The organism is Deltaproteobacteria bacterium, assembly GCA_016223005.1.
GTDB lineage: Bacteria > Desulfobacterota > GWC2-55-46 > UBA9637 > GWC2-42-11 > JACRPW01.
In genome coordinates, this window is record JACRPW010000069.1 from 1 (window position 1) to 7,853 (window position 7,853).

8 protein-coding genes are annotated in these 7,853 nt (G+C 40.9%); all 8 read left to right on the forward strand.

The genetic code is table 11. The annotated features are described in order from the left end of the window. A partial coding sequence (locus HZC45_07405; GenBank protein MBI5682973.1) for a cation-translocating P-type ATPase occupies positions 1–1,968 on the forward strand: 1,968 nt, incomplete at its 5' end. A gap of 71 nt (positions 1,969–2,039) precedes the next feature. Next, positions 2,040–2,849: a prohibitin family protein gene (locus HZC45_07410; protein ID MBI5682974.1), complete on the forward strand. Its 810-nt coding sequence runs from the start codon at positions 2,040–2,042 to the stop codon at positions 2,847–2,849. Positions 2,850–3,025: 176 nt separating this feature from the next. After that, positions 3,026–3,343, forward strand: a complete 318-nt coding sequence (locus HZC45_07415) for a hypothetical protein (protein MBI5682975.1) — start codon at positions 3,026–3,028, stop codon at positions 3,341–3,343. Between the two features lie 12 nt (positions 3,344–3,355). Beyond that, positions 3,356–3,970, forward strand: coding sequence for a peptidoglycan-associated lipoprotein Pal (gene pal, locus HZC45_07420; GenBank protein MBI5682976.1), 615 nt, complete (start codon positions 3,356–3,358; stop codon positions 3,968–3,970). 33 nt (positions 3,971–4,003) lie between these two features. Next, a complete protein-coding gene (locus HZC45_07425) occupies positions 4,004–4,645 on the forward strand; it encodes a hypothetical protein (GenBank protein ID MBI5682977.1) in 642 nt (213 codons plus the stop codon). A 239-nt stretch (positions 4,646–4,884) separates the two neighbouring features. After that, on the forward strand, positions 4,885–5,730 hold the full coding sequence (locus HZC45_07430; protein MBI5682978.1) for a YihY/virulence factor BrkB family protein: 846 nt from the start codon (positions 4,885–4,887) through the stop codon (positions 5,728–5,730). Between the two features lie 109 nt (positions 5,731–5,839). After that, the gene (locus tag HZC45_07435) at positions 5,840–6,874 is read left to right on the forward strand and encodes a rod shape-determining protein (protein ID MBI5682979.1); all 1,035 of its coding nucleotides are present in this window, start codon (positions 5,840–5,842) and stop codon (positions 6,872–6,874) included. Between the two features lie 102 nt (positions 6,875–6,976). Next, positions 6,977–7,798 (forward strand): rod shape-determining protein MreC, encoded by an 822-nt coding sequence (mreC, locus tag HZC45_07440; protein MBI5682980.1) that lies wholly within the window; start codon positions 6,977–6,979, stop codon positions 7,796–7,798. Positions 7,799–7,853 lie beyond the last annotated feature (55 nt).

The following is a 7,853-nucleotide window of genomic DNA, read 5'->3' on the forward strand; positions in this document are numbered from 1 at the left end:
AAAAGGCTTGCTATTGCTGTATTAGCCATATGTGCAGTTGTTTTTGGTATCGGAATTATGAGAGGGGAACAGCCATTATTGATGCTCCTTACAGCCATTTCCCTTGCTGTTGCAGCAATCCCTGAGGCACTTCCTGCTGTGGTAACAATCTCCCTTGCCATTAGCGCAAAAAAGATGATTAAGCAAAATACGCTCATAAGGAAACTCCCGGCAGTTGAGACACTCGGCTCTGTAACATACATCTGCTCTGATAAGACAGGGACACTTACGCTTAATAAGATGGAGGTTGAAGAGATTTGGGTGGATGGGAAAATAGTTCAGAGTTTAGGAGTTATGGAGTTAAACTCTCAACTCTCAACTCCTCGTTCCTTACTGTTTTCTGCCCTTGCATTAAGCAATGATGCCGATACAGATGTCAACGGTAAAATCATAGGGGATCCAACAGAGGTTGCTTTGTATAACATTGCAAAGGGAAAAGGCTTTGATAAAGAAAAACTGGAGAGGGAATTTCCCCGTGTTGCAGAAATCCCTTTTGATTCTGACAGAAAGATGATGACAACAATTCATCAGAAGTCAGAAGTCAGAAGTCAGAAGTCAGAAGAAAAATATGGATATATCTCATTTACTAAAGGGGCAATTGAGGTTTTGATAGAAAAATCCTCAAACCTTTTGACATCAAATGGACTAGAGACCATTGATGCAGAGGAGATTAACAGAATAAACGAAAGGATGTCCGCAGATGGTTTAAGGGTTTTATGTGTTGCGATGAGAAGATGGGAGGTTTTACCATCTGATACTACCCCGGAAAAAGTTGAAACAGGGCTTACAATTTTGGGGCTCATTGGCATTATAGACCCGCCGAGAGAGGAGGCAAAAGAGGCAGTTGCATTATGCAAGGCTGCTGGCATAATTCCTATTATGATAACAGGTGACCATCCGATTACTGCAAGGGCAATAGCAATAAGACTTGGCATTGTTGAAGATGATTTAAAGACTATAATCACTGGAAGGGAACTTGAGCGATTGTCATTGGAGGAGTTTGAAGAAAGGGTTCTTCATATAAGAGTTTATGCCCGGGTTGCGCCTGAACAGAAACTAAAGATTGTGAAGGCCCTTCAGGATAAGGGGCAGTTTGTAGCAATGACAGGCGATGGTGTAAATGATGCCCCTGCATTAAAGAGGGCTGATATAGGGGTTGCGATGGGCAGGACAGGGACAGATGTGGCAAAAGGGGCGGCGCATATGCTCCTTCTTGATGACAACTTTGCTACAATTGTCAAGGCAGTAAAAGAGGGTAGAAGAATCTACGATAATATACGAAAATTTTTTAAATACCTTCTTACCAGCAATTCAGGCGAGATATGGACTGTATTTCTGGCGCCTTTTCTTGGGCTTCCGATACCGCTTTTGCCTATACATATACTCTGGATAAACCTTGTTACAGATGGCGCCCCTGCACTTGCATTAAGTGCTGAACCTTCAGAATGGGATGTTATGAAGAGGAAGCCGAGACCCCCTGAACAAGGGCTTTTTGCAGAAGGCATGTGGCAGCATATATTATGGGTCGGACTCCTTATGGCAGGTATCACCCTTATAACCCAGTCATGGGCAATTACTTCAGGCAGCAGTCATTGGCAGACAATGGTATTTACAGTCCTGTGTCTCTCACAGTTTGGTCATGTCCTTGCGATTCGTTCGGAAAAGGAGTCTTTGTTTTCACAGGGCATATTTTCCAATAAACCTTTGCTTTATTCTGTTCTCCTTGCATTTATTCTGCAGATGGCAACTATCTATGTGCCACTTTTGCAGCCTGTATTCAAAACAGAACCTCTTACATCAAATGAACTTATTATATCTATTGTCCTGTCATCTGTAGTATTCTTTGCAGTGGAGATGGAAAAGTGGTGGAAAAGGAGGATAATATTACGCAGTAGGCAGTTATGCAAACTGCCAACTGGAAACCGATAACCATTAACTAAAAGGAGGTAACAAATATGTACGACAAGAAGCAGCCGCAAAATGTGCAGGATGTAATAGACATGGTAAAAGGTGTCGGGGGAGGGTTCGGTAAGCTCCCTATAATTGCAGTGGGTGTCATTCTATTATTATTACTGATGGGCGGTGGGCCATGGACTATTGTAGGACCTGGTCAAAGAGGTGTGCTTGTAAGATTGGGCGCTGTGCAAAAAGGGGTGTTTCCAGAAGGGTTGAACTTCAAGATGCCTTTCATAGACAGTGTTATAAAGATAAATGTTCAGGTGCAGAAGAATGTAGCAAAGGCTGATGCAGCATCAAAAGACCTTCAGATAGTCTCTACTACAATAGCCACTAATTATCACCTCATGCCTGAGGCAGTTGACGAGGTATATCAAAAGATAGGGGCGGCATTTGAAGACAAGGTGATTCAGCCTGCAGTTCAGGAGGTTATCAAGGCAGTAACCGCCAAATATACGGCAGAGGAGTTGATAGCAAAGAGACACGAGGTCAAGTCTGCCATACGGACAGAACTGGCAGAAAGGCTCGCTGTTTTTAATATCAAGGTTGTTGAACTTTCTATTGCGGATTTTAATTTCAGCGAGGCATTTAATACTGCAATAGAGTCAAAGCAGATTGCAGAACAGCATGTTGCAAGGGCAAAAAATGACCTTGAAAGGATAAGGGTGGAAAACGAACAGAAGATCAGCCAGGCAAAGGCTGAGGCAGAAGGGTTAAAGATTCAGAGGCAGGAGATAACAGAGCAACTCCTTAAACTCAGAGAGATAGAAAACCAGAAAAAGGCTATAGAAAAATGGGATGGAAAACTGCCCAGTGTTACGGGCGGGGCAATGCCGTTTATACAGGTGAAATGATGAGGATGCGAGAAAGGCGAGACTGGCGAAAAAATCCTTTCCCGCATTACTTGATAATTTTATATTCACGCATTATTTGTGTTGATTTATAAGGTGATTTGGAATAAAGTATATGATAATAAGCAATAAGAAGGAAGTAACCGTAAAATAAAAGTCTATTTTTAGGAGGTAATGCAATGCTAAAAATTATCTTTGGTGTTTTGCTTGTGTTATCTATCGCATCTCCAATAAATGCAGGGAATATAGTCACAAAGAAGGTCTATGGACATGTTGTTGCTACAGACACGAATGCCAGCCCTAATACTATAGTGATTAAGGCAAAAAATCCAAAGGGATTGGACATTATTGTAGGTGCCTTTGTAGAAGATGATACAGTTATAACCATCGGTAAAAAACAGGCTGGTTTAAAGGATATTCTGGCAGGAGATAAGGTAAATATGGTATACGATAGGAATCTGCGGGTAAAGGCAAAATCAATAAAAGTGAAGAGATAGGAGGTGCTGAAAATGAGGGGACGACTTTCATTTATAACAAGCATTATCGCGATATTAGTCCTACTGTCATCTGTAGGATGTGCTAAAAAGTTTGTTGATTCAAGGATACTGCTGGATGACACTGTCAGGGCAAAACCTGTTGAAGCAGCAAAGAAACCAAAGCCAAAACCAGACACCGTTGAAATAAAGAAGCCTGAAAAGGTGCTTCCTCCTATTATTGAAGAAAGGATAAAAGAAGAAAAAATACCTGCTGCCAGAGTTGTAGAACCAGAGGTTGCAAAGCCAGAAGAGATTGTCAAAGGGATTCAGGATATATTTTTTGATTATGACAGGTTCTATGTCCGTGATGAGGCAGAACTAATCATGGAAAAAAATGCAGGATATTTGAAGGAGAACACATCTTTCAAAATAATAATAGAAGGATATTGTGATGAGAGGGGGACAGCAGAATACAATATTGCACTTGGTGAGAGCAGGGCGCAGGCAGCCAAAGAGTATCTGTTGAAGAGCGGTATAGCCCCAACCAGAATCTCTACCATAAGTTACGGTAAGGAGAGACCTTTCTGCACAGAGCATAATGAGGATTGCTGGCAGGCAAACAGAAGGGTGCATTTTGTTATAGAATAAAGTTTACGCTGAAATCATAAATAGGAGGCAAAGATGAAAGACAATAAAACCCGATGGCTTTATATTATTATCCTTTCCCTTTTTATCCTGACAGGCTGCACGGGTAAAGGGATACATATAGTGGATGTCCGTTATGATGCCTTAAGGCAGACACCTCCTGTTTTTAGCGGGGGGAAGGCTGTCCTCATACCCATTGAAGATGTAAGGAAAGAAACAGGTGTTGGGAAATGGGAAAAACTTTTTGGAGATATTGATACAGTTGTAACAGCAAAACCTGTATATGAATCTGTAAGTCTTGCCTTACTGGAGTATTTAAAGAAAAGTGGTTTAGATGTATCAATGACAAGCAGGGGTGTTACCTCTGAAGAGTTTAGGACTACCCCGCCTCATTTTGTTATAGGCGGGAGCATAGAGGAATTAAAGATAGATGCTGCATCTCTTACAGGCTGGACACAGGTAAAAAGCAGCGTCAGATTAAAGATACATATAACCAATGTTAAAGATGGGAGCAAATTTACTATTGTTATAAGGAGTGTTTCGGAGCCAAAGACAGTCGTATTGTTTGACCAAAAGGTTTTTGAAAAGACGCTGAATGATGCGCTGTCCGATGCTTTTGAGAGGATACAGGCAAGTGTGTCTCTTGAAGGCGAGGTCTTAAAACCAAAGACAAAATAAGAACAGATATGCACCCCAAAAATAGACTTTGATTTTTGGGGACCACCTAAACATTCCAAGAAATTGGGGACAGATTTGACCCCTGAATGAACCCGAAAAATGCAACTGCTTTTTTTGGGTGAAACCATCAGGGGCTGTCCCCAGCTCAGTATGCCCAGTCCGTAAACCAGAAAATGCTAGTAGCATTTTCTGGCAACCCTGCACATAAAGAAAAGAGACCATAGACAAGGTTGCTTGCAATGGCTGTAAAGTACAGACGAAAAAACTTTTCCATATTAAAACTTGTCAAGTTAGTATCAGGCAGATTATTTGAGCATGAGATAATTACATACTCTGCTGCACTTGCGTTTTATATGCTGCTTTCTATTATCCCTCTTACATTTATTGGTATGGCAGTTATTGGTGAGATTATAGGTGAAAACAGGGATGCTGCTATCCAGTGGCTAAAATGGACAACGGAAGTTCTCCCTTTTATTGCAGGAAGGATGGAGGAAAGTATCTATGGTTTGATTGAAAAAAAAGGGTTTCTCGGCAGCATTGGTATCCTCTCCCTTTTATGGACAGCACACATGGTGCTGGCAGAGGGAGAAAAGGTTATAAGAAAGATATTCGGTGTAGAGAAAAAACGGTGGCTTGCCTTTTCCTATATTATTGCATGGGGTATATTCCTCTTAAGTATTATATTTTTCACCGTATCATTTCTTTTGGGTTTATTTTTAAAACTCATAAGGGATAATCTCTTGCCTCATGTATTTGTAACTCTACTAAGTCCATTCATTGAGAGTTTCCTTGTAAGATATGCCCCTCCTGTAATGGTTGCCATCACAGTGACAGCAGCCTACAAATTTTTACCTCAAAGAAAAGTACCAATATCCCTTGCCTTTGCAGGCGGTATATCTTTTGCAATACTTTGGGAAATAGCCAAAAAACTCTTTTTTATTTATATGGGCAGTGTCAGTTACCTAAACCTTATTTATGGTTCTCTTGGGACACTCATGATGTTTCTGCTCTTTGTCTTTTACTCTGCACTTCTCTTCATATTTATAGCAGAGGTTTTAACCGGCATACTTGATGTAAGAAAATAACGCATATATAAGAGCAGTATACAGATAGAATTGCCTTGCTATACATAATATTTTTTGTTTATAATTTTACCTCATATAAATGAAGCAAAGTAAAAAGGAGTAATACAGCATGTTTTTAAATTATCTGTTAGGACTTTTTTCAAATGACCTTGCTATAGACCTTGGAACAGCAAGCACCCTCATATATGCAAAGGGTAAAGGCATTATCTGTGATGAGCCGTCTGTTGTGGCAGTAAAAAGGGATGGAAGGGGTAGGAAGGTTATTGCGGTTGGCAAAGCGGCGAAGGCAATGCTTGGAAGAACCCCCGGGAATATTGAGGCTATCAGACCAATGAGAGACGGCGTGATAGCAGATTTTGAAGTATGCGAAGAGATGCTGAAGTATTTTATACGGAAGGCACATGACAGGACATTCCTTGTACGTCCCAAGATAATTATAGGTGTCCCGTCAGGCATCACTCAGGTTGAAAAAAGGGCAGTGAGGGAATCGGCCGTATCAGCAGGTGCAAACGAGGTGTATCTGATAGAAGAGCCTATGGCGGCAGCAATCGGTGCAGGGCTTCCAATAACAGAGCCGTCAGGAAATATGATTGTAGATATAGGCGGCGGCACAACAGAGATAGCAGTAATATCCCTTGCAGGCATAGTCCGTGCCAAGTCTATCCGTATTGCAGGAGACAAAATGGATGAGGCAATCGTGCAGTATATAAGGAGAAAGTATAATCTTTCAATCGGTACCGGAACTGCCGAGAATATAAAGATAACTCTGGGACTTTCAATGCCTGATGAGGAAAAAAAGAGCATGGAAATAAAAGGCACAAATCTTGTGACAGGTATACCAATAACAAAGGAGATATGTGATGACGAGATAAGGGAGGCATTGACAGAGCCTATAAATTCTATTATAGATGCTATAAAAGAAGTCCTTGCCCAGACCCCGTCTGACCTTGCTGCAGACCTTGTTGACAAGGGCATAATGCTTGCTGGCGGCGGGTCCCTTTTAAAGAATATGGATGTAATTTTAAGAGAAGAGACAAAACTGCCTGTGATGACTGCAGAGAACCCGCTGTGGTGTGTTGTCAGAGGTGCTGGTATGACACTGGATAATATAAACATCTTGAGGGATGTGACAATACCGTTTTGATAAAGACAGGTGATAGGCTATAGGCTATAGGTTATAAAGGACAAATCTTTTCTAGGTTTTTCCTATTGCCTATAACCCATTACCTATAACCTGTATTTTAATATGCTGACCTTTCTAAAAAAATATTCCATTATAACAGCATCTGTAATATTTCTGATCCTGTCACTCCATATTGCATCTTCAAATATAAAAGGCATGGATGTTTCTGTCATTACAGGCAGGGTTGTAACATTGATGACAGCCCCGTTCATATCAAGTTTTAATTACATAATAGATGGCACAGTTGATATGTGGAATAATTACATACATTTAGTCAACCTGAAAACAGAAAACGAGGTATTAAATGCTAACATTACAAGATTAAAAGAGGAGAACAATGCCCTTAAAGAGAAACTCCTTACTGATAACAGATTAAAAGACCTCTTTTCTTTTGCAGAAACGGTTCCTCTGTCATTTAAGGTATGCAATGTGATAGGGCTAAATAATGACGGATGGCTTCGCACTATGGCTATAGATAAGGGCATAGAAGATGGCATTACTAAAAACATGGCAGTCCTTTCGTCAAGCGGTATTATTGGTAGAGTAGTAGATGTGTATCCTGCGGTATCAAAGGTAATGCTTGCTACAGACCCGAGGAGCGCTATAGATGTGGTGATACAGCGGTCAAGGGTCAAGGGTATTGCAGAGGGTAAAGGTGATAGTAAACTCATCCTTAAATATGTGCAGCAGTTTGAAGATGTTCAGATAGGTGATATGGTAGTCTCAGCAGGCATAGGCGGAATTTTTCCCAAGGGCATTGTGGTTGGTGAGGTTATTAAGGTTGAGAAGGATGATGATGCCTTCTTTAAGACCATAGAGATTAAAACATCTGTTGACTTTAGAAAACTTGAAGAGGTGCTTATAGTTACTGGCACCACCGGATAATGAAAAGGTCAGTAATCTATCTGGTTCTAGGCTTTTTTTTTCTCTTCATCAACTC

What these genes read in the sequence shown, in the direction of transcription:
- HZC45_07425 (MBI5682977.1), top strand. Translation starts at nt 4,004, where the DNA reads ATGAAAGACAATAAAACCCGATGGCTTTATATTATTATCCTTTCCCTT.
- HZC45_07430 (MBI5682978.1), top strand. Translation starts at nt 4,885, where the DNA reads ATGGCTGTAAAGTACAGACGAAAAAACTTTTCCATATTAAAACTTGTC.
- mreC (MBI5682980.1), top strand. Translation starts at nt 6,977, where the DNA reads ATGCTGACCTTTCTAAAAAAATATTCCATTATAACAGCATCTGTAATA.
- HZC45_07410 (MBI5682974.1), top strand. Translation starts at nt 2,040, where the DNA reads ATGGTAAAAGGTGTCGGGGGAGGGTTCGGTAAGCTCCCTATAATTGCA.
- HZC45_07435 (MBI5682979.1), top strand. Translation starts at nt 5,840, where the DNA reads ATGTTTTTAAATTATCTGTTAGGACTTTTTTCAAATGACCTTGCTATA.
- HZC45_07415 (MBI5682975.1), top strand. Translation starts at nt 3,026, where the DNA reads ATGCTAAAAATTATCTTTGGTGTTTTGCTTGTGTTATCTATCGCATCT.
- pal (MBI5682976.1), top strand. Translation starts at nt 3,356, where the DNA reads ATGAGGGGACGACTTTCATTTATAACAAGCATTATCGCGATATTAGTC.